Annotated in this window: 16 protein-coding genes and 1 pseudogene; 5 read left to right on the forward strand and 12 right to left on the reverse strand. The window is 66.9% G+C overall.

Going from position 1 to position 21,962, the window contains the following annotated elements; all coding sequences use genetic code 11:
• Window positions 1–118: 118 nt before the first annotated feature.
• The 5 genes and pseudogenes from ACZ1JS_RS14640 to ACZ1JS_RS14660 all read right to left on the reverse strand — a co-directional run bounded on the left by ACZ1JS_RS14640 (window position 119) and on the right by ACZ1JS_RS14660 (window position 6,369).
• On the reverse strand, window positions 119–1,249 hold the full coding sequence (locus tag ACZ1JS_RS14640) for a GNAT family N-acetyltransferase (protein ID WP_465166702.1): 1,131 nt from the start codon (window positions 1,247–1,249) through the stop codon (window positions 119–121).
• A 101-nt stretch (window positions 1,250–1,350) separates the two neighbouring features.
• A complete protein-coding gene (locus ACZ1JS_RS14645; RefSeq protein WP_465166703.1) occupies window positions 1,351–2,631 on the reverse strand; it encodes a mechanosensitive ion channel family protein in 1,281 nt (426 codons plus the stop codon).
• On the reverse strand, window positions 2,628–3,821 hold the full coding sequence (metC, locus tag ACZ1JS_RS14650) for a cystathionine beta-lyase (RefSeq protein WP_465166704.1): 1,194 nt from the start codon (window positions 3,819–3,821) through the stop codon (window positions 2,628–2,630). Before metC ends, ACZ1JS_RS14645 begins: the two co-directional genes overlap by 4 nt.
• Complete coding sequence (locus ACZ1JS_RS14655) at window positions 3,818–4,639, reverse strand: sulfurtransferase (protein WP_465166705.1); 822 nt, start codon at window positions 4,637–4,639, stop codon at window positions 3,818–3,820. Before ACZ1JS_RS14655 ends, metC begins: the two co-directional genes overlap by 4 nt.
• A 182-nt stretch (window positions 4,640–4,821) precedes the next feature.
• Window positions 4,822–6,369 (reverse strand): annotated as a pseudogene (locus tag ACZ1JS_RS14660) (cryptochrome/photolyase family protein).
• Between the two features lie 29 nt (window positions 6,370–6,398).
• Here ACZ1JS_RS14660 and queF point away from each other — a divergent pair.
• The 3 genes from queF to ACZ1JS_RS14675 all read left to right on the forward strand — a co-directional run bounded on the left by queF (window position 6,399) and on the right by ACZ1JS_RS14675 (window position 10,569).
• A complete protein-coding gene (queF, locus tag ACZ1JS_RS14665; protein WP_465166706.1) occupies window positions 6,399–6,842 on the forward strand; it encodes a preQ(1) synthase in 444 nt (147 codons plus the stop codon).
• 140 nt (window positions 6,843–6,982) lie between these two features.
• Complete coding sequence (locus ACZ1JS_RS14670) at window positions 6,983–9,250, forward strand: glycosyltransferase family 4 protein (RefSeq protein ID WP_465166707.1); 2,268 nt, start codon at window positions 6,983–6,985, stop codon at window positions 9,248–9,250.
• A 38-nt stretch (window positions 9,251–9,288) separates the two neighbouring features.
• Window positions 9,289–10,569: a glycoside hydrolase family 130 protein gene (locus ACZ1JS_RS14675; protein WP_465166708.1), complete on the forward strand. Its 1,281-nt coding sequence runs from the start codon at window positions 9,289–9,291 to the stop codon at window positions 10,567–10,569.
• 169 nt (window positions 10,570–10,738) lie between these two features.
• On the opposite strand, the gene ACZ1JS_RS14680 is transcribed toward ACZ1JS_RS14675, so the two are convergent.
• The 5 genes from ACZ1JS_RS14680 to hflK form a co-directional block, all read right to left on the reverse strand.
• On the reverse strand, window positions 10,739–11,662 hold the full coding sequence (locus tag ACZ1JS_RS14680) for a hypothetical protein (protein ID WP_465166709.1): 924 nt from the start codon (window positions 11,660–11,662) through the stop codon (window positions 10,739–10,741).
• Between the two features lie 5 nt (window positions 11,663–11,667).
• The gene (locus tag ACZ1JS_RS14685) at window positions 11,668–13,338 is read right to left on the reverse strand and encodes a helicase HerA-like domain-containing protein (RefSeq protein ID WP_465166710.1); all 1,671 of its coding nucleotides are present in this window, start codon (window positions 13,336–13,338) and stop codon (window positions 11,668–11,670) included.
• A 115-nt stretch (window positions 13,339–13,453) separates the two neighbouring features.
• The gene (locus ACZ1JS_RS14690; protein ID WP_465166711.1) at window positions 13,454–14,983 is read right to left on the reverse strand and encodes a Do family serine endopeptidase; all 1,530 of its coding nucleotides are present in this window, start codon (window positions 14,981–14,983) and stop codon (window positions 13,454–13,456) included.
• Between the two features lie 94 nt (window positions 14,984–15,077).
• The gene (gene hflC / locus ACZ1JS_RS14695; RefSeq protein WP_242118699.1) at window positions 15,078–15,947 is read right to left on the reverse strand and encodes a protease modulator HflC; all 870 of its coding nucleotides are present in this window, start codon (window positions 15,945–15,947) and stop codon (window positions 15,078–15,080) included.
• Window positions 15,944–17,017, reverse strand: a complete 1,074-nt coding sequence (hflK, locus tag ACZ1JS_RS14700; protein ID WP_465166712.1) for a protease modulator HflK — start codon at window positions 17,015–17,017, stop codon at window positions 15,944–15,946. Before hflK ends, hflC begins: the two co-directional genes overlap by 4 nt.
• Window positions 17,018–17,131: 114 nt before the next feature.
• Here hflK and ACZ1JS_RS14705 point away from each other — a divergent pair, with 114 nt between their 5' ends.
• Window positions 17,132–18,103 carry an Mrp/NBP35 family ATP-binding protein gene (locus tag ACZ1JS_RS14705; protein ID WP_465166713.1) on the forward strand — a complete coding sequence of 324 codons (972 nt, stop codon included), beginning with the start codon at window positions 17,132–17,134 and terminating at the stop codon, window positions 18,101–18,103.
• Between the two features lies 1 nt (window position 18,104).
• A complete protein-coding gene (locus ACZ1JS_RS14710; RefSeq protein ID WP_465166714.1) occupies window positions 18,105–18,527 on the forward strand; it encodes a CoA-binding protein in 423 nt (140 codons plus the stop codon).
• 237 nt (window positions 18,528–18,764) lie between these two features.
• On the opposite strand, the gene ACZ1JS_RS14715 is transcribed toward ACZ1JS_RS14710, so the two are convergent.
• Complete coding sequence (locus ACZ1JS_RS14715) at window positions 18,765–19,517, reverse strand: dienelactone hydrolase family protein (RefSeq protein WP_465166715.1); 753 nt, start codon at window positions 19,515–19,517, stop codon at window positions 18,765–18,767.
• The gene (locus ACZ1JS_RS14720) at window positions 19,514–21,904 is read right to left on the reverse strand and encodes a DUF3772 domain-containing protein (RefSeq protein ID WP_465166716.1); all 2,391 of its coding nucleotides are present in this window, start codon (window positions 21,902–21,904) and stop codon (window positions 19,514–19,516) included. The genes ACZ1JS_RS14715 and ACZ1JS_RS14720 overlap by 4 nt, the downstream gene beginning before the upstream one ends.
• Between the last annotated feature and the right edge of the window lie 58 nt (window positions 21,905–21,962).

The following is a 21,962-nucleotide window of genomic DNA, read 5'->3' on the forward strand; positions in this document are numbered from 1 at the left end:
ATCCGGCTGAACACGTCGCCCCAGCGCAGGCTGGGGCCTCTGGCGGCTCCTGCCGCGTGCCGTCACCGGGAGATCTGAGCCTGCGCAAGACGTCCGATCCGATGTTGGCAGATCAGGGTTACCCCCGCTTGAACGGGGTCATCTCGCCCAGATATTCCTGCTCTTGGCCCACTGCCGCGCGCTCACGTTCCAGAAATTCGGCGACCGCGCGGTGGAAACCGGGATCGGGCAGGAAATGCGCCGACCACGTCGTCACCGGCACATAGCCGCGCGCCAGCTTGTGCTCGCCCTGCGCCCCCGCCTCGACCCGTTGCAAGCCCCGCGCGATCGCGGCATCGATCGCCTGATAATAGCATAGCTCGAAATGGAGGAACGGCACCTCCTCCACCGCGCCCCAATAGCGCCCGTACAGCGCGTCGCCGCCGATCAGGTTGAGCGCCCCCGCAATCGGCCGCCCGTCGCGCTCGGCAAGGATCAGCAGCACGGCGTCGCCCATCGTCTCCGTCAACAGCGGAAAGAAGCTGCGCGTCAGATAGGGCCGCCCCCATTTGCGGTTGCCGGTATCCTGATAGAAGGCCCAGAACGCATCCCAATGTTCGGGCCGGATGTCGCGTCCGGTCAAATGCCGCACGGTCAGCCCGTCGACCGCCGCCGCGCGTTCCTTGCGGATCGCCTTGCGCTTGCGGCTGGCAAGGTCGTTCAGGAAATCGTCGAAGCTGCCATAGCCGCGATTGGCCCAGTGAAACTGCGTCCCCGCGCGCGTCAACCAGCCCGCCGCCTCAAACGCCGGCAGTTGCGCTTCGTCGACGAAGGTCGCGTGCGCCGACGACAGGCCATTCTGCCGCACCACTGCCTCGATCGCACCGATCAGCGCCGGGGCCTGATCGGGATCGCGCAGCAGCAGTCGGGGGCCGGGCACCGGGGTGAAGGGGACCGCGATCTGCAGCTTGGGATAATAATCGCCCCCCGCCCGCTCCCACGCATCGGCCCAGGCGTGGTCGAACACATATTCGCCCTGGCTGTGCCCCTTGGCATAGGCGGGCGCGATCGCGACCGGCATGCCGGCGGCATCGTCGACGATGATCGGCAGCGGCTGCCATCCCGACCGCCCGCCGACGCTGCCCGACGCTTCGAGCGCCGAGAGGAAGGCGTGGGAGAGGAACGGATTGCCCGTGCCCGCGCACGCATCCCACTGATCGGCGGGCACGGCACGGACGCCCTCGGCGATGCGGGCGGTGATGGTCGTCACGGTGGCGAAGATAGGGGGTGAGACGTTGCGAGGAAAGGTGTCGGCCGCCCATCACTTCACCCCAGCCTTCGCTGGGGTGACATGAGGAAAGCAGGCGCACCCTACTCCCGCGTCACCGTCAACCCGTCGCGGAACAGCAGCTCGCGCCGCGGCACCGGAATCTCGATCCCGTTCTCCTTGAACAGGTCCCACAGCCGGTTGAGCACGTCGGACCGGACATTGCCGACCCCCTGTTCGGGATCGCTGATCCACGCCAGTATCTCATGCTCGACCGCATAATCGCCGTACGAGATCAGCCACACATTCGGCTTGGGACTGCGCAGCACGCGCGGGCTTTCCACCGCCGCCTGCAACATCAGCTTCTGCGCCAGCCGCAGATCGGTCTCATAGCCGACCCCGACCGGAATCCGTACCCGGACGTTGCGGTCGGAAAAGGACCAGTTCTCGACCTCCTGCGTCATCAGATTTTCGTTGGGGATCAGATGTTCCTTGCCATCGCGGGTGATGACCGACACCGCGCGCACCCCGATCTTGTTGACCCACCCAAAACTGTCGCCGACGACGATCACGTCGCCCGGCTTAATCGAGCGGTCCATCAACAGGATGATCCCCGCGATCAGATTGCCGACCGTCTTCTGCAACCCGAAGCCGACCGCCAGTCCCAATCCGCCCGAAAATATCGCAAAGGTCGTCAGGTCGATGCCGAGCAGGTCGATCCCGAAGAAGAAGGCGGTGATGACCACTGCGATCGACGCCAGCTTCTGCGCCAACAGTTTCTGCGCCGGGTCCAGCCCCTTGGCCTGCGCCACGCCATGCGCGACCAGCTTGTTGACGATCCGCACGATCGCATAGAGCACCACGGCGGTCAGCAGCGTGCTGACCAGCGCCAGCAGCGACAATCGCCGCCGCCCGATCGAAAAGCCGATCGCGTCGAGCGTGTCGGTAATCGGCTCCAGACCGCCGATCGCGCCCGACAGCACGGCGACGAACAGGATGAACCCGACGGTCCATGCCATCCACCGCGCCAGATGGACGCCGCGCAGCAACTGCACCGCCAGCCGCGCGACCGCCGCGCCCAGCGCCACGCCGACGACGATGTCGGCCAGCGCCCCCCAGTCGCGTCCCTGCGCGACGATCGCCAGCGCCAGCACCGCGACGAGGTGGCGGACGATGTCGCACAGCCGCCCGACGATGCCGGTGGCATGCTCGCCCACCCGCTCACGCCACAGCCCGGTCAGCCCCGGCCCCGCCCAGCGCCCTGCGAACCAGCCGAGCGCCAACGACAACAGCACGAGGCCGAGCGCTACGCCCGCCTCGATCAATCCCGCGCCGCCGCCGACCGGCAGGCCGCGCGCCGCCAGCCAGTCGGCGACCTCGTTCACCGCGTCGCCCGGAACCGTGCGAGGCCGGCGTCGAGATCGGCGATGAGATCGTCGGTATCCTCCAGCCCGATCTGCAACCGGATCATCGGTCCCTCGGCCGCGCGCCGGGTGACGCTGCGATAGCGATGCGGATCGATCGGCAGCGCAAGGCTCTCATACCCGCCCCAGCTATAGCCGATGCCGAACAGCGCGAGGCCGTCGATCAACGCCGCCCGCGCATCGTCGCTCCCCCCGTCGAGGACGAAGGCGAACAGCCCGGCGCTGCCCCGGAAATCGCGGACGAAGACGTCGTGCCCCGGACAGCCGGGCAGCGCGGGATGCAGCACCCGCGCGACGCCCGGCTGCGCCATCAGCCATTTGGCGATGCGGATCGACGACTCGCCATGCTGCTTTAACCGCACCGCCATCGTCCGGAGACCGCGTGCGCCCAGCGCGGCATCGTCCGGCCCGACATGCTGGCCCAGTTGATAGGTCGCATCGCGCAATGCCTGCCAATGCGACGCGACCGCCGTCGCCGATCCCAGCATCGCGTCCGAATGACCGACGACATATTTGGTGCAGGCCATGATCGTCACGTCGACGCCATGCGCCATCGCCGGGAACAGCAACGGCGTCGCCCAGGTATTGTCGAGGATCGTCGTGATGCCCCGTTCCCGCGCGATCGCCGTCATCGCCGGCACGTCCTGCACCTCGAAGGTCAGGCTGCCGGGGCTTTCGAGGAACAGCACCCTGGTGTTCGGCCGGATCAGCTCGGAGATGCCGGCACCCACGACCGGATCGTACAGCGTCGTCTCGACCCCGATCGTCTTCAGCATGCCATTGGCGAAGGCGCGGGTCGGATCGTAGGCGCTGTCGGGCAGCAACAGGTGATCGCCGGGCTTCAGATAGGCGAGCAGCGCCGTCGTGATCGCCGCCACCCCCGACGGATAGAGCAACGTCCCCTCTGCCCCCGGCTCCAATTCGGTCAGCGCCTCGGCCAGCGACCATTGGGTCGGCGTACCGCGCCGCCCGTAATAGAGCCGGTGATGGGTGTCCGCGCCCGCCGCCGCGCGCAGGTCGGCGACATCGTCGTACAGGATCGTGGACGCACGCCAGACGGGGACGTTGACCACGCCGCCGGTCCATTCCTCGCGCCGCCCGCCGGTGACGACGCGCGTCGCGGGCGATTGTGGCGTGTCGTACTTGCTCATGCGATCACCTTCGGCGTCTGCGGGTCGGCTGCCCATTCGCTCCAGCTGCCGTCATACAGCGCCGCGTCGCGCCCCAGCAGATGCAGGGCAAAAGCGGGGATCGCGGCGGTGATGCCCGAACCGCAGGTCGTCGTCACCGGACGGTCCAGATCGACGCCTTCGCTCGCGAACAGCGCCGCCAGTTCCTCGGGCGAGCGCCATGTCCCGTCGTCGCGGAAGAAGCGCGCATAATGCAGGTTGCGGCTGCCCGGAATATGCCCCGACGGCAGCCCGCGCGGATCGGCCTCGCTCCCGTCGAACCGCGCAGGAGACCGAGCGTCTACCAATTGCGCACCATCACCTGCCAATATCATGGCTTTAGTCCGCACTGCCGCCAGATCGGGATCGGCGACGAACCGCACCGGTTCCGTGACCGCCTCCCCGCTCTCGACCTGCCGGCCTTCGCTCCGCCACTTCGCGAAGCCTCCATCGAGGATCGCGACCGGCAGCGACGGCGCGAACCGCCGGAACAGCCACCATGCCCGCGCCGCCGTATGATGCGGCGAGTCGTCGTACAGCACGACCTGCGCATCCTGACCGACCCCGATCGTCTCTAGCCGCGCAGCGAACTTGTCCGCCGCCGGCAGCGACGTCGCCTGTCCCGTCGACAGACTGCGCAGATCGAGGAAGCGCGTACCGGGGATATGCGCGGCGACATATTCGGCGGCCTCGTCGCGCGGCGGAACGGGCTGGACGGGCACGAACGTCGCGTCGAGCCAGATCAGGCCGGTAGTGCCGATCCGATCGGCCAGCCACGCGGTGGAAATGAGCGATTGCATGGGCGAGAGGCTTAGGCTGCCCGCCCAGCCGGTCAAGCGTCGGATGCCCTTCGCTGCCCTACGACACTTCGTTCGTCATTCCCGCGAAGGCGGGAATCCATCTGCGCCAATGTTTCGGATTGATCTCTGATCGTGGTGATGATGGATCGCGGCCTTTACCGGGACGACGCATAAAGGAAGAATTACGCCTCGTATTTCGGCGCTTTATCCAGCGCCTTCAAAAACCCCGCCGCCTGTTTTCGCAAATCCCGCTGCGTATCCTCGGCCATCTTGTCCCAGCTGCGATAGGGCATCGCCATGCGCGGATTGTTGCCGAACTTGTCACGGTTGCGGACGATGAAGTCCCAATAGAGCGCGTTGAACGGACAGGCGTCCGGCCCGATCCGCTGCTTCACGTCATAGCGGCAGGACCGGCAATAATCGGACATCCGGTCGATATAGGCGCCCGACGATGCATAGGGTTTCGACCCCAGCAGCCCGCCATCGCCGAACTGGCTCATCCCCAGCGTATTGGGTAGCTCGACCCATTCATAGGCATCGGCATAAACCTACAGATACCAGCGATGCACCTGTTGCGGTTCGGCGCCGATCAGCAGCGCGAAATTGCCGGTGATCATCAACCGCTGGATATGATGGGCATAGGCATTGGCCAGCGTCTGCCCGATCGCCTGGCTCAGACAGTGCATGTCGGTCTCTCCGGTCCAGTAGAAGCCGGGCAGGTCGCGCTTCGCGTTCAGGAAGTTGCGGTTCACATAGTCCGGCCCCTCGCGCCAATAGATGCCGCGGACATATTCGCGCCAGCCGATCACCTGCCGGATAAAGCCTTCGGCGGCGTTGATCTTCACCTTTCCAGTAACGAACTGCTTCTCGACCGCACGGCACAGGTCGAGCGGATCGAGCAGCCCGGCGTTGATGTAGGGCGATAGCACCGCATGCCACAAATAGGGCTCATCGGTCAGCATCGCGTCCTGATTGTCGCCGAACCCGGGCAGCGCGTGGGTCAGGAACGCGCGTTGCTGGCGCAGCGCATCCTTGCGCGTTACCGCGAAGTCGAACCCGTCGAGCGTGCCCGCATGATCGCCGAACCGTTCGCCGACCAGTTGCAGCACGTCCCGCGTCACATCGTCAGGCGCGAACGACAACGGCCGGGGCATCAACATGTCGCGCTGGGCGGGCTTGCGATTGTCGCGGTCGAAATTCCATTTTCCGCCGACCGGCTTGTCGCCGTCCATCAACAGTCCGGTTTCGCGGCGCATGTCGCGATAGAAATACTCCATGCGCAACTCGCGCCGTCCCTCCGCCCATGCCGAAAACCGGTCGTGCAAACAGATGAAGCGCGTGTCGGGGCGGATGGCGACGGGAATGCCGAAGATCGTTTCCCACGCTTCCAGCATCGCCTGCACCCGCCATTCGCCGGCTTCGGTGACGACGATTCGCGACGGATCGTGCCGCTCGACCGCGCGCGCGATCTCGCCGGTGAAGCTGCCGGCATTGTCGGGATCGTCCAGCGTGACGTAATCGACGGTCCAGCCCGCCGCCCGCAGCGCCGCTGCATGATGGCGCATCGCTGCGAACAGGAACGCGATCTTTTTCGGGTGATGGCGGACATAGGTGGCTTCCTCGACCACCTCCATCATCAGGATGGTGCTGTTGTCCGGCTCGGCATCGGCCAGCGACGACAGCGAAAACGACAGCTGGTCGCCCAGCACAGGGATCAGCACCCGTTCCATTCGCCTGCGCCTTCCCTTAAATGGCGACCATGGACCCGAAATTCCTTGGCCAGGCCAGCCCGCTTCCCGCCAACCCGGAAGCCGCCGAACTCGATTATGTTCCGAACCCGCGGACCACGCCTTATCTGGTCCGCTTCACCGCGCCCGAATTCACCTCGCTATGCCCGGTGACCGGCCAGCCTGATTTTGCGCATCTGGTGATCGATTACGTGCCGGGCGCGACGATCGTCGAATCCAAGTCGCTGAAGCTGTTCCTCGGCGCGTTCCGCAACCATGCCGCATTTCACGAAGACTGCACCGTCGGCATCGGCGAGCGGCTGTTCCGCGAAATGCAGCCGGTGTGGCTGCGCATCGGCGGCTACTGGTATCCGCGCGGCGGCATTCCGATCGACGTATTCTGGCAATCGGGGGAACAACCGGCCGGCGTCTGGATTCCCCACCAGGACGTGCCCGGCTATCGCGGTCGTGGCTGATCGTCGCGGCGCGGCCACGTTTCGCCACGCTTAACCTGCCGCAATGCACAATTCGTGCAACCTTTCTTCGTTTCGAAATGTTTCCATTTGCGGACACCGCCCTCCGGGAGCGGTTTATTGCATCGCAAAGAGGAACGCTGATGGACCATAAGGTCGCCTTGGAGCCGCTCGACCGTATCGCGCTGATCGGTAACTTCCTGCCGCGCAAATGCGGACTCGCGACCTTTACGACCGACACGTACAACGCGCTGCGCGACCGCTATCCGGATCTGGCGGTCGACGTCTATGCGATGGACGACCGCCCCGGCGCCTATGCCTATCCGCCCGAAGTCACCCATGCGATCGCGCAGAACGATCGCATCGCCTATCTCGACGCCGCCCGCCGGATCGAGGCGAGCGGCGCGCAGGCGGTGTGGGTCCAGCACGAATATGGCATTTATGGCGGTCCGGCGGGCGAACATATCGTCGCGCTGCTCGACCGGGTGAACGTGCCGGTCGTCATCACGCTGCACACCATCCTCGAAACCCCGAATGCCGATGAACGCCGCGTGCTCGAATCGCTGCTGCGTCGCGCTGCGAAGGTTGTGGTGATGGCCGACAAGGGTCGCGAGATCCTGATGCGCGTCCATGGCACCGATGCGCGCAAGATCGTAATGATCCCGCACGGCGTCCATGACCGTCCGTTCGTCGCGCCCGATACGATGAAGGGCCGTTTCGGCTGGGAAAACCGGCCGGTCATCCTGACCTTCGGCCTGCTCGCCCCGAACAAGGGGATCGAGACGATGATCGACGCCATGCCACAGGTCGCGGCCAGCCATCCCGACGCGCTCTACGTCGTGCTCGGCGCGACGCACCCGCATCTGGTCGCGCATGAAGGCGAGGCCTATCGCGACCGGTTGAAGGCGCAAGCCGCGCGGCTGGGCGTCGCCGACAATGTCTGCTTCCTCGACGGTTTCGTCGAACAGGACGAACTGCTCGATTATCTCCAGGCCGCCGACCTCTACGTCACCCCCTATAGCAACCCGGCGCAGATCACGTCGGGCACGCTGTCCTACGCGGTCGGGGTGGGCAAGGTCGTGGTGTCGACCCCGTATGTCCACGCCACCGAAATCCTCGCCGACGACCATGGCGTGATCGTCGATTTCGGCGATGCGGATGCGTTCGCTCGGGAAATCAACGACCTGCTCGGCAATGATCTGCGTCGCGACACGCTGGCGAAGCGCGCCTATGCCCGCGGCCGGACCATGTTGTTCCCCTGTCTTGCCGAGGCGGCGATGGTCGAGATCGAGCGCGCAGTCGCCGCCCGTCCCAGCCGGGTTCGTCCCAGCGCCGACCTGACCGCGCTGACGCCGGACTTCGCCGCTGTCGAGCGGATGAGCGATGCGACCGGCATGTTGCAGCATTCGATCTATTCGGTGCCCGATCGCCGCCACGGCTATTGCATCGACGACAATGCCCGCGCGCTGATCCTGATGTCGCAGATCGACGATCTCGATCCGGTCCAGCGCGACAAATGGATGACGATCTACGCATCGTTCGTCCAATATGCGTGGAACCCCGACAAGCGTCGCTTCCGCAACTTCATGAACTTCGACCGGACCTGGTGCGAGGACGAAGGGTCGGAGGATTCGAACGGCCGGACGTTGTGGGCACTCGCGATCACTGCCCGCGATGCGAAGTCGCACAAGCATCGCGACTGGGCGACCGCCCTGTACGAACAGACCGCGTCGATCGCGCTCGATCTCGGCTCCCCCCGCGCCCGCGCCTTCGCAATGCTGGCGGCGGTGGCGATGCTCGAGGTCAATGCCGGCCATGCCTTGTCGAAGGAAATCGCGACCCGCTTCGGTGCCGAGCTGGTGACGCTGCTCGACGCCACCCGCCGGCCCGAATGGCAGTGGTTCGAAATCGTCCTCGCCTATGACAATGCCCGCCTGCCCGAAGCGATGATCCGCGCCGGCAAGGCGCTCAAGCGTGACGATTTCCTGAAGGTCGGCCTCGACACGCTCGACTGGATCGTCAGCCGCCAGACCTCGCCCGAGGGGCGCTTCCGCGCCGTCGGCACCGAAAGCTTCGGTCGCGCCTATGCCGATCCGCTGCCCTTCGACCAGCAGCCGTTGGAAGCGCAGGCGACGGTGGAGGCCTGCGCCGCCGCGTTCGAGGCGACCGGCGACGGGCGTTGGCGCGACGAAGCGGTGAAGGCGTATAACTGGTATCTGGGCGCCAACGATCTCGACCTGCCGCTGGCGACGGTTGCCGATGGCGGCTGTTTCGACGGGCTGATGCCGACCGGTCTCAACCGCAATCAGGGGGCGGAGTCGATTCTCGCGCTGCAATTGGCATCCTGCTCGATTTCAGCCCTTTCAAAGCGCCGCGCATCCGTGGCAGACCCTCGCCGCGCCGTGGCCTGATCGGCCACGGCTTCGGCCGGGACTAGTTGGACGCGCGAATGCTGGATATCTACAACCACCCCTTGCGGCTCTATGCCGATCCGTCGCGCGTGGTGGTGCGCCCGTTTCATATCGCGTGGCAGCGTAACGGCTCCGCTCCCAGCCGTACCGAGCGGCTGGTCGGCGAAGTGCTGGCGATGTCGCCCGCCGAAACGCGTGCCCAGCTCGAAACCGTGCTCAAGGATTTCGAAGCGCGCCATTGGCAGACGCGTCGCGTGTTCATGACCCGCTATGACGAGATCGAGGCGGTGCTGGGACTGAACGGCGCCGAGATCGGCGACGAGAAGCGCCAGCTGATCGGTGCCTATTTCTGCCACGAATACAGCTATGCCGCCGCCGCGCTGATGAACCCCAGCGCGGTTCCGCATTTCGACCAGTCGGGCATGCCGGACGGGTCGCTGCGCATTCTCATGTCGCTGCGCGCGGTCGGCGAAGGCCATATTTCGTCGGTCGCGTTCCGCGAAGGCATCATCACCGACGAAAACGAACTGACGCTCGCACCCGAACCACCCTTCGCCACCGCCGCCGACGCGATCGGCGAAGAGGATGAAGCACCCGAGGGCGAGGTGACCGTGTTCCGGCATCGCGACTCGACGCTGTCGGGCACGGTGATCTTCCCGATTACCGAGGCGCAGTCGAAGGGGCTGGAGGATATGCGCCTCGTCCGCTTCCAGCATGACGACGGCAGCTTCGAATGGCTCGGCACCTACACCGCCTATAACGGGTCGATGATCCAGTCGGAACTGCTGCGCACCCGCGACTTCCGCGCGTTCGACCTCGTGCCGATGACCGGCAGCGCGGCCCGGAACAAGGGCATGGGCCTGTTCCCGCGCAAGGTCGACGGCCAATATATGATGATCGGCCGGCAGGACGGCGAAAACCTGTTCCTGATCAAATCCGACACGCTGACCCATTGGGACGAGGGCGAGATGCTGCTCAAGCCCGTCTATCCGTGGGAGCTGGTCCAGATCGGCAATTGCGGCCCGCCGATCGAGATCGACGAGGGCTGGCTGCTGCTGACCCATGGCGTCGGCGCGATGCGCAAATATGCGATCGGCGCGGTGCTGCTCGACAAGGACGATCCGTCGAAGGTCATCGGCCGCACCCGCGACCCGATCCTCGCCGCCGCGAACGAGGACCGCGAGGGCTATGTCCCCAACGTCGTCTATTCGTGCGGCGCGATCCGCCATGGCGACCGCATCTTCATTCCCTACGGCGTCGCCGACAGCTCGGTCGCCTTCGCCTTCGTCACGATCGAGGCGCTGCTCGGCGCGATGTAAGTCTGGGACGAAGCATACGCTGTTGAGGAATATCCGTTCGTCCTAAGTAGCCATTGAGCGAAGTCGAAATAGCGTATTGAAGGACTGTCTTAGACAGGTGCTTCGATACGGACCTTCGACTGCGCTCAGCCCCTACTCAGCACGAACGGTTTACATCGCCGAAGGAGCATCACAACCGGTGCAGCGCCTGCGTCGCGCTCCCCAGCACCGCGGCGCGCGCGCGTAGGCTGGCGACCAGGAAATCGAGCTGCTCGTGCAGGAACCGGCGCGGCGTGGTCCCGAGCACGGCATGGGCATCGCGCAGGAAATGCGATGCACTGAAATAGGCGGGATCGATGGTCGAATAATCGATCTCGCCCCGCGATTCGATCAGCGGGATCAACGACCGCAGAAAGCGCGCGCGGATCAGCAGCGTCTTCGGCAGGAACCCGAAATGCCGGCGACAGATGCGGCGCAGCACCTCGGGCGAAATGTCCCATTCCCGCGCCGCTTGCGCCAGCCCCCCCGGGGCGTCGTCGACCACCAGCCGCGCGATCTGCCGGATCAGCGCCGCGTCGGGGCTGGGCGGCCCCATTTCGGCGAGCAGGAACGCGTCGAGCGCCGCCTTCACGCCATGTTCGCTCTCGACCGCCGACAGCGTCGCCACCAGCCGTTCGGCAAAGCCCGGCGGCGCGGCATCTGCCAGCGGCACGATGCGGTCGGCATAGAGGTCGGCGCCCCCCGCGAAAAGGCGCGACCAGCCGAGCGCGCTGACGCCGAAACCGATCATGATCCCGCCATTGGTGATAGTACGCAGTGCATGGCTGCTCGGCCCGCACAGGCTGGCCTGCGGCATCGGATCGAACAGCCGGTTGCCGATCCACACCGCGATCGGCCCGGCGTTCAGCGTCACCCGCACATTGGCGGTACCCGGCAGGAACCAGTTCTCCATCCCGATCGATGCCGGCCCGCTGGCGGCATAGAGGTGGTAGCCGGTCGTGAAATCGGCCAGCGCCGGATCGGGCTGCTCGTACCGGATCGCCATGCCGGGCGGCATCGCGAACAATGCGGGTGGAATGTCGGGCGTCTCGGTCCCTCCGACGACCGGCTGCATCCGGCTCAACCGCGGAACAGCCCACCGAGCACGCCGCGCAGCAGCCCGCCGACGACGCCACCGCTCTTCGCCCGGCCACCCCGACCGGTACCGAACACCTGCTTGCCGATTTCGTTGACGACGATCCGCCCGACCGCCGATCCGGCCGACCGCGTCGCCGATTGCGTCGCACGCGCCCATGGATTGTTCGCCGCCTCGCGGTCGGCCGCACGTGCCGCCTTCTCCTCCTCGCGCGCTGCACGGTCGGCGGCCCGCTGTTCAGCGATGCGCTGGCGCTCGGCCTCCTTGGCGGCGCGCGCATCCTCCTTCGCCTGCAACGCCGCCTGCTTGTCGGCGGCGACCTGCGCCTTCGAAGCCGCGGCGGCGGCAGCGGCTTCCTCGGCCTTCGCGCCCAACAATTCGGCAGCCGACTCGCGGTCGATCGCGGTGTCGTAGCGGTCGCCGATCACATCGGTTTCGATCAGCACGCCGCGTTCGACCGGCGTCACCGGACCGACGCGCGATCGCGGCGGGCGAATCAGCGTGCGTTCGACCGGGCTGGGCGATCCATCGGCCTGCAACACCGACACCAGCGCCTCGCCGGTCTTCAACTCGGTGATCGCCTGCGCGACGTCGACGCCGGGATTGGCACGGAAGGTTTCCGCCGCCGCGCGGATCGCGCGTGCTTCCTTCGGCGTGAATGCACGCAACGCATGCTGCACCCGGTTACCGAGCTGCCCCGCGACCGCATCGGGTATATCGATCGGATTCTGCGTCACGAAATAGATGCCGACGCCCTTCGACCGGATCAGCCGCACCACCTGTTCGACCTTGTCGACCAGCGCGTCGGACGCATCGTCGAACAACAGATGCGCCTCGTCGAAGAAGAAGACCAGCACCGGCTTGTCGGGGTCGCCGACCTCGGGCAGCGTCTCGAACAATTCGGACAGCATCCACAACAGGAACGTCGCATAGAGCCGCGGCGACGCCATCAGCTTGTCGGCGGCCAGCACCGACACGATGCCGCGCCCGTCGTCGCTAACCCGGCGGAAATCGGCGAGGTCGAGCGCCGGTTCGCCGAAGAAGCGATCACCGCCCTGTGTCCGCAATTGCAGCAGCGCGCGCTGGATCGCGCCGACCGATTGCTTGCTGACATTGCCATAGCGGGTGGTCAGTTCGTCGGCCCGCTTCGCGACATGCACCAGCATGGCCTGCAGGTCGTCGAGGTCGAGCAGCAACAGCCCGTCCTCGTCGGCGACGTGGAAGGCGATGGTCAGCACCCCTTCCTGCACGTCGTTCAGATTGAGCATTCGGCTGAGCAGCAGCGGCCCCATTTCCGACACGGTCGCCCGGATCGGATGGCCGGCTTCCCCGAACAGGTCCCAGAACACGACCGGCGTGTCGCGATACTGCCAGTCGCTGTCGCCGATCGCAGCGGCACGTTCGGCAAAGGCGGCGTGCGGCTTGGCAGTGGCGCTGCCGGCCATGGCGATGCCCGACAGGTCGCCTTTCACATCCGCGACGAACACTGGCACCCCGGCGGCGGAGAAGTTTTCGGCCAAGCCCTGCAACGTCACCGTCTTGCCGGTGCCGGTCGCCCCCGCGATCAGCCCGTGGCGATTGGCGCGCTTGAGGACCAAGGACTGGCGGACACCCCCGGCGGTCGCGCCCAGAAACAATTCGGTCGTATCGGTCATGTCCCTGCCCTTTATCGTGGCAAGATATTACCCGCTTTGCCGCCCGCGTAAATTGCGTGATCCAAAAGAACAGGGGCGACGACTTTCGCCGCCGCCCCGTTTCATTTGCTGCCGCTTACTGGTTGTCGACGGCGATCGCGACGAACGCGGGGGGCACCGACCCACCCGGGCCGATCGGCTGGACCTGCAGCAACAGCTTGCGCTTGGCGGCACGCGCCGCTGCCACCGCCCGAGCCAGTTCGGCCGACGACGTCACTGGCTGGCGATCCGCCGACAGGATGACGAAGCCGCGCCGCAACTGCTTGGCCGCCGCATCGCTGTCCGGATCGACCGCGAGGATCACGACGCCGCGCGTCGTCCCTTCGAGGCCGAGCTGTCGCGCAATCGACGGGTTGAGCGGCTGCACCGCGATGCCGGCGGTTGCCGACAGGCTGTCATTCGCCGGCGGGGTCTTCGGCGCCTCGTTCGGATCGAAGCGCTCATCCTGCGCCAGCAACTGCTCTTCCGACGGACGCGTGCCCAGCGTGACCGGGATCTGCTGGCGACGGCCGTCGCGCAGCACGTCGAGCGTGACGCGGCTGCCCGGTGACTCCAGCCCGACCAGATAGGTAAGCGACTGTTGCGGCGTGATCTCCTTACCGTTGATGGCGAGGATCACGTCGCCGACGCGAATGCCGGCCCGTGCCGCCGGTTCGCCCGGCGAAACGCTGCGGACCAGCGCGCCGCGATCCTTGCGGATGCCCAGGGCGTTGGCGATGTCCTCGCTCACGTCCTGCGGCCCGAGGCCCAGATAGCCGCGCGCGACCGACTGGCCCTTCATCAGCTTGTCGACGATCGGCTTGGCCTGTTCGGCCGGGATCGCGAAGCCGATGCCGATATTGCCGCCGGTCGGCGACAGGATCTGCGAATTGATGCCGATGACATTGCCCTGCATGTCGAACATTGGGCCGCCCGAATTGCCGCGGTTGATCGCGGCATCGGTCTGGATGAAGCGGTCATACGGCCCTTGGCCCACGCGGTTCAGCGCCGAGATGATGCCCGCGGTCACCGTGCCCGACTGGCCGAGCGGGTTGCCGATCGTCACCACCCAGTCGCCGACCCGTGCCTGCCGCGAATCACCGAAGCGGACGAACGGGAAGTTCGGACCGTCGATCTTGAGCACCGCGAGGTCGGACAACGCGTCGCGCCCGATCAGCTTCGCCTTATATTCCTTCTGGTCGGCCAGCGTCACGGTGATCGATTCGACCGTGGCGCCCTCCGCGCCTGCCGAGACGACATGGTTGTTGGTGACGATGTACCCGTCGTTGGAGATCAGGAAGCCCGATCCCAGCGACTGTGCCTCCTGCGTCCGGCCACCGCCGCCGCCGCCGCGCCCGCCGAAGAACTGCTCGAGCGGCGTGCCCTGGAAGGGATTCGCCTGCTGCTGGACGGTGATGCGCTGCGTGGTCGAGATGTTGACGACCGCCGGCGACAGCCGCGCGACCATGTCGGCAAAGCTCATCGGCGCGCCGGCGCGCGGGGCGGAAATGGCGTTGATCGCGCCGGGTTCGTTCTGCGCGGTCTGCGCCCCGGACGGATTGAGCGTCAGGGTCGCGGCAGCGCCGCCCAGCAACAGAGCGGAAGTAATGGCGTAGGCGTAACGCACAGTCGGATGGTCCTCTTCGAAATTGGCTCACAACCCCTTCGGGCGCGAACCTGCCATTGCCTTGCTGAACGCGGTTTGAATGTTCGGCGGACGTCTAGCGTTCCCGCCCGCCGAATTCGCGAAGATAGCCGTTTTCGGGCGACAGGATGATCGATGTCGATCCGCTCTGGTTCGGCGCCCCGGCAAAGGTCGTGCGATACGACTGCATGGCCCGCCAGAACGCATAGAAATCGGCGTCCTTGCCAAAGCTCGCGGCATAGATGCGCGCCGCTTCCGCCTCGGCATTGGCGCGCACCACCTGTGCGTCGCGCTGACCCTGGGCCGCGATCGTCGCCGCTTCCTGTTCGCGGGCAGACCGCATCCGGGTCAGCGCCGATTCGAGCGGACTGCCATCGGGCAGGTCGGCATGCTTGATCCGCACGTCGACGATCTCGGCACCATATTGCCGCGCGGTCCGCTGCAGCGCGTTCTGGATATTGTCCATCACCGCGCCGCGTTCGGGGCTGAGCAGCGTCGCGAACGGCCGCCGGCCGAGCTCGGCGCGCAATGCCGACGACAGCAGCGGTTCGAGCTGCGCCGCGACCCGCTCCTCGGTGTTCGACGCCGACCCGGTCGAGATCACCGCCTGCAACGGATCGACGATGCGGAACCGGGCAAAGGCATCGACCTCCAGCCGCAGCTGATCGGTCGACAGCACCGGCTGGTTGTTCAACTCGATATCGAGCACGCGCTTGTCGATCCACACCACCCGGTCGAGGAACGGGATCTTGGCGACCAGCCCCGCGCCCGTCCGGCCGAACGGCTGGTCGGCGCGATAGGGATTGAGGGTGCCGACCGGCTGCTGGAAGCGCAGGATCACCGCCTGTCGCGTCTCCGGCACGATCACGATCGTGCTGAAGAACAGGATGACCAGCACCAGCAGCGCGATACCCGCCGCCATCGGATTGCGCAGCCACCGGGTCATCGTGCCGCTCCCGTCGGTTGCGCCTGCGGAGTCGCGGGCGCCTCCGGCTCGGGGGTCGCCTGCTGGCGGCGGCGCGCCTCGGGCAGCGGCAGATAGGCCTGCACGCCCGGCTGCACGATCGTCTTGTCGGCGCGGTTCAACACCTGCTCCATGGTCTCGTAATAGAGCCGCCGGCGGGTCACGTCGGGGGCCAGGCGATATTGTTCGTAGATTTTGTCGAACTCGGTCGCGTCACCCTGCGCCCGCGCGATCACCTGCTGGGCATAGGCACGCGAGCGGTTCAGGTTCGACTGCGCCTCCTGTTGCGCGGCGGTCACCGCCTTGAACGCGTCGTCGACCTCGGCCGGCGCCGCCGCCTTCTGGATGCTGATGCCCAGCACGCGCACGCCCGACTGATATTCGTCGAGCAGCGCCTGCATCCGCGTCTGCACCTCGGCCTCGATCTCGCCACGGCCCGAACCGATCGCCTGGGTCAGGTTCTTACCCGCCACCGCCGCACGCATCGCGCTTTCGGCGACGGCGCGCACCGTCTCCTTCGGATTCTTGATCTCGAAGACATAGTCTTCGGGCGACTTGATGTTCCAGCGGACCGAATAGGCCAGATCGACGATATTCTGGTCGCCGGTCAGCATCAGATTGGGCTGGCTGCCCTCCGGGAACGATTCGGTGCGGGTATTCTGCACGTCCTCGACCTGCACGCGCATGATCGGCGCGGGCAGGGTGAACTGGATGCCGGGGTTCAGCGTGCCGGTATAGCGGCCGAACATCGTCACCACGCCGCGCTGCTGCGGCCCGATCGAATGGAAGCTGGTAAAGGCGATCCACACCAGCACCAGCGCCGCGACCGCCGCCAGCCACAGCTTTCCGGCATTGGCCGGAAACGATGGCCCGCCGCCCGGACCACCGCTGCGCGCCCGTTTCAGGAATTCATCGAGCGAGGTCGATCCGCCGACCCGGCCGCGCTTGCCGGCGGGCGGCAGCGACCATGGATTGCGTGGGCCGTCATCGCCGCCGCCGCCCGATCCGTTGCCCGAATCGCCGCCGCCACCCCATGGGCCCTTGTCGCTCATCCCCACCACTTGCGCGCGTCGGCGCCGCCCCATGATCCATCGCATCCATCCTTTATAGGGGGCCGCCTTGCGTTTTACAGTGGTAACGCGCTGCCCCGACGCTACATCGCGGCCATGACCGCACCTTCGCCCGCCGCCGCCGCGCTCGACGCACTGCTCGCCCCCGTCGCCGCCGGACGCGCCACGGTCCGCGTCGCCGGCGATCAGGCGAGCATCATCCTCGACGTGACCGGCCTGCCCCCCGCCGCGCGGGACGCGCTGGAGGCCGATGTCCGCGCCGCCGCCCTCACCGCGCCCGGCATCGCCGGCGTCCGCGTGGCGCAGACCAGCGAACGTGTGGCCCAGCGCATCGTTGCCGTCGCCAGCGGCAAGGGCGGGGTCGGCAAATCGACCCTCGCCGCCAATCTCGCCATCGCGCTGGCCCGTTCGGGCCGCCGGGTCGGCATGGTCGATGCCGACATCTATGGCCCGTCGCAGCCGCGCCTGATGGGCGTCGACGGGATCAAGGCCGAGGCGCACGACAAGAAACTGGTGCCGGTCGCGACGAAGCTCGGCGTGCCGTTGCTGTCGATGGGGCAGCTGGTTCCGGCCGGACAGGCGATCGCGTGGCGCGGGCCGATGGCGGCGGGCGCGCTGACCCAGCTGGTCGATGCGCATTGGGAGATGGCCGACACGCTGGTCGTCGATATGCCGCCGGGCACCGGCGACGTGCAACTGACCATGATCCAGAAGCACAAGCCGGCCGGCGCCGTCATCGTCTCGACGCCGCAGGATCTTGCACTGATCGACGCGATCCGCGCGATCGACCTGTTTACCAAGGCTGGGGTTCCGATCATCGGCCTCGTCGAGAACATGGCCGGCTATGTCTGTCCGCATTGCGGGGAAACGTCGGACCCGTTCGGCAGCGGCGGTGCGGAGGCACAGGCGGTAGCGCTCGGCATCCCGTTCCTCGGCCGCGTGCCCCTGACCCTCGCCATTCGCAGCGCCTCGGACGCCGGCACGCCCCCGGCCGCCGGGAACGGCGCGGAGGCCGATCCGTTCAGGGAGATCGCCGCACAGGTCGGCGACTGGCTGGCGAGAAACTGACATGCTCGACGATGACGGCATCCGCACCCTGTTGACCGAGGCAAGAACGATCGCACTGGTCGGCGCATCGGACCGGCCCGACCGCGCATCCTATGGCGTGATGGCGTATCTCCAGCGGCAGGGATATCGCGTGATCCCGGTCAATCCGCAGATCACCGGCGAGCATCTGCACGGCGAATTCGTGTTCCGCGACCTCGACCAGATCGGGGAGCCGATCGATATCGTCGACATCTTCCGCAACTCGGTGGCTGCCGGTGAAGCGGTCGATGCCGCGATCGCAGCGGGCGCGAAGGCGGTGTGGATGCAGTTGGGCGTCATCAACGAAGCCGCGGCCGTGCGGGCCGAAGCCGCCGGGCTGCAGGTGGTGATGGACCGCTGCCCGAAGATCGAGATCCCGCGACTGGGGGTCGCAACGGTCGGGTAGCCTTCCCCTCCCTCAACCAGAGTCTGAAGACGGCCGGTAGAACCGTTCGTGCTGAGTAGGGGCTGAGCGCAGTCGAAGACCCGTATCGAAGCACCTGTGGCACGGGTCCTTCGATACGCCATTTCGACAAGCTCAATGGCTACTCAGGACGAACGAATCAGGGTCATGTCATCATGCTTGAAACCCGTTCGGTTCGAGCAGCTTCGAAGCAAACGGATAGAGCGGGTTAGCCAGTCGTCAAACCCGCCCGCCCAGCACCCGCGCGAACATCGCCAGCATCCACCCCGTCGCGCTCACGAACAACGCCGGATCATAGCGCGGCCCCTCATCGCGCAAAAACGCATGCTGGGCATTCACCTCATGCCACTCATATGTTGTCCCCGCCGCCTCCAGCGCGTCGCGGATCGCCTGCCGCCCGGCATAGGGCACATGCGGGTCCTGCCGCCCCCAGACGAACAGCATCTCGGCACCGATCGCGCCGATCCGCGCCAGACTATCGTCGCATCGCCCCTCGCCCAGCGTCCCCGAATGGATATCGGTCGGATAGAAACACGCCGCCGCCAGCACCCGGGCGTCGAGCGCCGCGCGATAGGCGAGATGTCCGCCCAGACAGACCCCCGCCACGCCGATCCGCCCCGAACAGGCTGGATGCGCCTCCAGCCAATCGATCACCAGCGTCGCATCGGCATCGAATCCGGCGACCGGCTTGGTGAATTTCAGGTCGTTGCCGCGATCCGTGCCCGGCTTGTCATAGGCGAGCACCGTGCCGGGCGCTTCATATTCGTGATAGACCTCCGGCACCGCGACGACATAGCCATGGCCGGCAAGGAACGCCGCCAGCCGCCGGATCGGCGCGGTTACCTGATAGATTTCCGAATAGAGCACGATGCCCGGAAACCGCCCCTCGCCCGCCGGGCGAAAGACATGGGTGCGCATCACGCCGCCATCGGCGCAGGGCAGGTTGGCAGATTCGTCGCTCAGCAGGATCATGGCCGCGCCGTGCCCCCGCCGGGATCGGCTGGCAAGGGGGGAACGGGATCGGAGGGCGACGCCGTCACCAGTTCGAGCCGCTGCGGCACCGTGCCCATCTCGATGCCCTCGGCACGAAAGCGGGTCAGCAGTTCGAGCAGTACATTGCTGCGCGCGCCATAGGCGGCACGCGGCGATTCGACATGGGCGAAGCAGTTGAACGCGATCCGGCCGTCGATGATCGCGTCGATGAACGCCGACGGCGCCGGATCGGTAAGCACCGCTTCCTCATTGGCAAAGGCGTCGAGCACTAGCCGCCGCACGCGCGCCGCATCGGTGCCGAGCGGCACCGAAAACTGCACCTGGATCCGTCCCAGCGGACTGGCCAGCGTCTTGTTGAGCACCGATTTGGTGATGAGTTCGGAATTGGGCACGATCAGCGTCGAATGATCGGCCAGCGTGATCTCAGTCGACCGCACGCTGATCCGCTTCACATCGCCTTCGTCCGTCCCGACGCGGATTAGGTCGGCGATCTTGATCGGCCGTTCGGCGAGCAGGATCAGACCCGACACGAAATTCTGGGTGATCGCCTGCAGACCGAAACCGATGCCGACCGACAGCGCCGACAGCAGCAATGCGATCCGTTCGACCCCGATGCCGAGCGAGGCGAGCGCCCAGATCACCGCCAGCGCGATGCCGACATAGCGCGCGACCAGGCTGACCGAGTTGCGGCCGCTGCCGTCGAGTTCGGTCGCGGGCAGATACCGCCCTTCCAGCCAGCGCATGAAGCCGCGCACCAGCGTCAGCCCGATCGCCAGCACCGCGACCGATCGCAGGATCGCGCCGGGCGAGATCGTCACCCCGCCGACCTGGATGCCGCGCGCCAGATCGCCGAGCCGGGTGAAGATATCGGCGACGCCGCTGCCCCCGAACGGCAACAGCCACAGCGCCAGCGCCAGCACGGCCAGCAGGACGCGCAGTACGCCCGACAGCAGCACCCCGAACTGATCGACCGTCCCGCCGCGCAGGCCGAGGCCGCGGGTCAGCGCGAGGCCGAGCGGGCTCGACCGTTCGAACACCGTCGTCGCGATATCGTCGATGGCGGCAAGCGCCAGATACACCGCCGCGCCCAGCACCAGCGTCCAGGCCGCCATCTGCCCGACCGACAGGCCGAACCCGATATAGCCCGCCGCCAGGGCGAGCAGCGCCACGCCCGCCACCCCCCATGCGAACAGCGTGACGGCGGCTAGTCCGGTTCGCGCCGGCGCGTCCTCGCCCGCGCTCGTTTCCGCGCGCAACCGGCCGATCGCGAACAGCGCCGCCGCGATCAGCAGGATATGGGTGAGCGCCAACAGGGCGGCCGTCGCGGTGCGCGCGGCGGCGCTGGTCCCGATCGCGCCATGTGCTGCATCGATCGCGATCGCGAACCCGGCCAGCAGTGCCAGCAGGAACGAATAGGGCCGCAGCCGCGCCGCCAGCGCATCGCCGATCGGCGCGATCCGCCAGCTCGGACTGCCGCGCATCAGCACCGATCCCAACACCGAACTGGTGAAGGCGGTAAAGCCGATCGCCACCAGCCACTGGTCGAGCATCGCGCTCCACGTCGGCGCGACAAGGCCTGCCCAGCGCAGTCCGGCCAGCACGGCTGCGGCGGCGAGCAGGGGGGCGAGCGTACCGACCAGCACCCGGCCCAGCGCATTCGCCGACCGCCGCACCCGCCGCCCCGGCGCCCCGTCGATCAGCAGCCGCTGCCCGACCCGCCCCGCCGCCAGCCGCGCCGGCCCCAGCAACAGGATCGCGATGGCAAGGCCCAGCAGCGCCGGCCACATCCGCCCCGGCACGGCGGTGGCGACCGTGCGCGCCTCTGCCGCGACGAAACGCTCGATCCGGTGCGCGTCGCGCGGCGCGGCACGCAATATCGCGCTCCAGAATGCCGGCGTCAGCGGCGACGCACCGCGACCGAACCATTTCTGGCTGATCTCGGCCGCCTGCCCTTCCTGAATCTCATCGATAAGTTGCTGGGCCTCCACCGACAACAACCGCGCGCGCTTCGTCGCTGAATCGATCGTCGTCCGCTGTCGTGCCAGTGCGGTGCGTTCGCTGCGGATCGATGCATCCTCGCCCGATGCCGCCGGACCCAGTTGCGCCAGCCGGGCGTCGATCTGCGCCAGATCGGCGGTCAATTGCTGCGCGGCATCGAGCGTCGTCGTGCGCACCGCCTGTGCCCGTGCGCGCAATGCCGCGCGGTCGCTCTGTTCCAGCTTGGTGTCGAGCGCCCCGTCGACCAGTCCCAATTCGCTGGCGGCGCCGTCCAGCCGGGTGGCCACATCGCCGGACCCCTGCGCCAGCGCCGGAATCGCCGTCACCATCAGCAGCAACGACAACAGGGTTCGGAGCAATGCCATCATGCCCCCGGCCTATCGCCATCGCGCGGCGGGGACAATCGGGACGCTTTCCCGCCGCGTC

This window comes from Sphingomonas sp. BL-S-05 (genome assembly GCF_055521695.1).

Coding starts and splice junctions, on each gene's coding strand:
- metC (WP_465166704.1), bottom strand. CDS start 3,821: ATGAGCAAGTACGACACGCCACAATCGCCCGCGACGCGCGTCGTCACC.
- ACZ1JS_RS14655 (WP_465166705.1), bottom strand. CDS start 4,639: ATGCAATCGCTCATTTCCACCGCGTGGCTGGCCGATCGGATCGGCACT.
- queF (WP_465166706.1), top strand. CDS start 6,399: ATGGACCCGAAATTCCTTGGCCAGGCCAGCCCGCTTCCCGCCAACCCG.
- ACZ1JS_RS14670 (WP_465166707.1), top strand. CDS start 6,983: ATGGACCATAAGGTCGCCTTGGAGCCGCTCGACCGTATCGCGCTGATC.
- ACZ1JS_RS14675 (WP_465166708.1), top strand. CDS start 9,289: ATGCTGGATATCTACAACCACCCCTTGCGGCTCTATGCCGATCCGTCG.
- ACZ1JS_RS14680 (WP_465166709.1), bottom strand. CDS start 11,662: ATGCAGCCGGTCGTCGGAGGGACCGAGACGCCCGACATTCCACCCGCA.
- ACZ1JS_RS14685 (WP_465166710.1), bottom strand. CDS start 13,338: ATGACCGATACGACCGAATTGTTTCTGGGCGCGACCGCCGGGGGTGTC.
- hflC (WP_242118699.1), bottom strand. CDS start 15,947: ATGACCCGGTGGCTGCGCAATCCGATGGCGGCGGGTATCGCGCTGCTG.
- hflK (WP_465166712.1), bottom strand. CDS start 17,017: ATGAGCGACAAGGGCCCATGGGGTGGCGGCGGCGATTCGGGCAACGGA.
- ACZ1JS_RS14705 (WP_465166713.1), top strand. CDS start 17,132: ATGACCGCACCTTCGCCCGCCGCCGCCGCGCTCGACGCACTGCTCGCC.
- ACZ1JS_RS14710 (WP_465166714.1), top strand. CDS start 18,105: ATGCTCGACGATGACGGCATCCGCACCCTGTTGACCGAGGCAAGAACG.
- ACZ1JS_RS14715 (WP_465166715.1), bottom strand. CDS start 19,517: ATGATCCTGCTGAGCGACGAATCTGCCAACCTGCCCTGCGCCGATGGC.
- ACZ1JS_RS14720 (WP_465166716.1), bottom strand. CDS start 21,904: ATGATGGCATTGCTCCGAACCCTGTTGTCGTTGCTGCTGATGGTGACG.